This is a genomic window from Candidatus Phytoplasma citri (assembly GCF_002009625.1).
Lineage (GTDB): Bacteria > Bacillota_I > Bacilli_A > Acholeplasmatales > Acholeplasmataceae > Phytoplasma > Phytoplasma citri.
This window is the reverse complement of the sequence record NZ_MWKN01000061.1, coordinates 1-2,426: the sequence shown is the minus strand read 5'-3', so window position 1 is coordinate 2,426 and position 2,426 is coordinate 1. Positions and strand designations below refer to the sequence as shown.

Annotated in this window: 3 protein-coding genes; all 3 read right to left on the bottom strand. The window is 25.1% G+C overall.

What is annotated here, in order from left to right; translation table 11 throughout:
- Nucleotides 1-461 precede the first annotated feature (461 nt).
- A complete protein-coding gene (locus tag B2G44_RS01895) occupies nt 462-674 on the bottom strand; it encodes a YneF family protein (protein ID WP_078123152.1) in 213 nt (70 codons plus the stop codon).
- 74 nt (nt 675-748) lie between these two features.
- Nucleotides 749-1,318, bottom strand: a complete 570-nt coding sequence (rsmD, locus tag B2G44_RS01890; RefSeq protein ID WP_078123151.1) for a 16S rRNA (guanine(966)-N(2))-methyltransferase RsmD — start codon at nt 1,316-1,318, stop codon at nt 749-751.
- 21 nt (nt 1,319-1,339) lie between these two features.
- Entirely contained in the window at nt 1,340-1,909 is a 570-nt protein-coding gene (gene yqeK, locus B2G44_RS01885) for a bis(5'-nucleosyl)-tetraphosphatase (symmetrical) YqeK (RefSeq protein WP_078123150.1), read from the bottom strand.
- Between the last annotated feature and the right edge of the window lie 517 nt (nt 1,910-2,426).

Sequence of the window (2,426 nt, the reverse complement as noted above, 5' to 3'; positions counted from 1 at the left end):
TCTCCAAGTTACGCTAAATTTCTACCTTAATTCTTTAGGGGAAGTATCCTCACTTGGAGGCTGATTCCAGGTTTTCTTTAGCTGATAAACTACTCAATACTGAATTTATATATTAGTAGACTCTGGACTGCTCGTTTAAGCAACTTCCGAAACAGGTTTAATTATTACATCAATTTTCCTTCTTAGGCCATCTCAGGCTTCTCCATAGAATTATTTGGTAGCGGAGTCATTTGACTAATTTGCTTTCGTCGTAATCCGCTTTTATAGTCTGCTGTAATCAAACATTCTTTCGTCTGTCAGACCGACTATATCCTTTCAGGGTTTATCGACCCTGGCTATTGGTTAGATAGCACGAAATTTAGGCCTCTTTGGCGCCCAATTCATAATTATAAAAGTTATTATAACAATAAATATAATTGCAAACAATATATAATAACTCATTAACTTTATTTAATCTCCTTTTATTTTTTATTTTTCATTGCTAACATAATTTGTTGAATTTGTTTTTCACTAGGACTTCTTCCCATTTGTTTGAACATTTCTTTAATTTGTTTTTTATTTATAGGAGGATTTTTTTCTAAATATTTTTTAATACCAAAAAACATTACTAATGCTCCTACTAAAATTCCTATAAATAAACCTGATAAAAATAAAATTGTTTCAAACCAAGTCATAATTATTTTCCTTTCAATTTGAATATTTATTGGAATAATTTAATTATTTTTTAATAAATTTATTTAATTAAAAATTATCTTTTTATTATAAAACAATCAACAGGTTTATAAAAAATTAATCTTTTGTTGCCGTATTTTTGGTTCTTAATTAAAATAAATTTGTGATCAATATTAGGTAATAAATTTTTATGATAAGTTTCATAAATAATCCAACTTTGACGATGAATAATTTTAAATAATTCAGGAAATAAATGTTTGATATCCAAAGTATAAGGAGGATCTAGAATAATTACATCAAATTTAATTTTTTGATATATAAATCGTTTTAACATATCGAAAGCATTTTTATAAAAAACTATTATTTGCTGATTACTAATTTTAAGTTTATTTTGATTTTTTCTAATGGTTAAATATGCTGGAAGAGAATTATCTACCATAAAAATCTTTTTGGCTTTTCTACTTAAAGCTTCAAAACCATAAGCTCCAGAACCTGCGAATAAATCTAAAACAATACTATCATTAATATCTTTTTGAATAGTATCGAATAAAGCTTTTCTAATTAAATGAGTAGAACTTTTAGTGGTTTTAGATGGTACTAAGTTTAAACGAAAATTTTTATATTTTCCTGATATAATACGTAACATTATAAATATTACCAAACTTTTTCAATTTAAATCAAGTTTTTTCTTTAAAGAATTTAATATTTTTATTTGTTCAGGAAAAGATTTAAAACCTTTGCTAATGTAATAATCAAGATTATTTTTTAATAATTCATATATTGTCTGATCTAAATTTTTAAAAGCTAATTTTCTAAAATAATCAATATTCGGAAAAGTTCTACTATTTTCTATTTTATCGCTGATTAAAATAATCTTATCTAATTTATTCATGTTTTCATGACCCCAAACATGTTTTCTAATTGCATCAAAAATTTTTGTATTATTAATATTAAATTCTTGTTGAAGCACAATGGGCGCACTAAAAGCATGATACATAAAAACCATTTGTTTATATTTATTAATAATTTCATTATTTAATAAAGATAAATGAAATTCTAAAGATTCATTTTTGGTATAATCATGAAATAAAGCAGCTATTTGAGCTTCTTGAAGGTTTTCTTCGTAAAATATAGCTAATTCAGTAGCTTTTTGATAAACTCCTAAAATATGATTTAAACGATAAATATCATTTTTAAATTTATTATTAATTTTTTTTAAAATTTCTTCTATCAACATACCTTTTAATTATCTTTTATTTAATAAAATTTTTAAACTTTTTATTATAAATATCTAAATTAGTTTTTCGAATTAAATTAATTAAAGGTTTTTCTATACGGATAGATTATTTGCGTTTCTTTAATAGTTATCAAATATTACAAATAGCCCCCGTCCAAACGGTGCGAGCAAGTTTCCCAGCACACCGCTTTCCCTAATCTATCCCTACTCAAGGTTTAACTTAATGTCGCCACTAGTTAATGTTTATTCTTGATCTTTTATTATTATTAAATAATCTAATATCATCAGTTCTTTAGTTAGTCTGATTATGATGACAAACCTAAAAAAAGTACAATCGTTTTTTTTGATCCAGCACCCTTCTCCAGTTAGGTTCAAAATTGGAGAACTTCTAATAGGTTTATTTTTTAAAAATCACTCATAACTGGCGCGGTCTCAATGAATAAACAATAAATTACTTTCTTCTTTCGCCCTATAAGAGTGGTTAACTCTCTTCTCGGTAAGCCGATTAACTAAATTA

Excerpts from the sequence above, each read along its gene's own strand:
- rsmD (WP_078123151.1), bottom strand. The coding sequence starts at position 1,318 with ATGTTACGTATTATATCAGGAAAATATAAAAATTTTCGTTTAAACTTA.
- yqeK (WP_078123150.1), bottom strand. The coding sequence starts at position 1,909 with ATGTTGATAGAAGAAATTTTAAAAAAAATTAATAATAAATTTAAAAAT.
- B2G44_RS01895 (WP_078123152.1), bottom strand. The coding sequence starts at position 674 with ATGACTTGGTTTGAAACAATTTTATTTTTATCAGGTTTATTTATAGGA.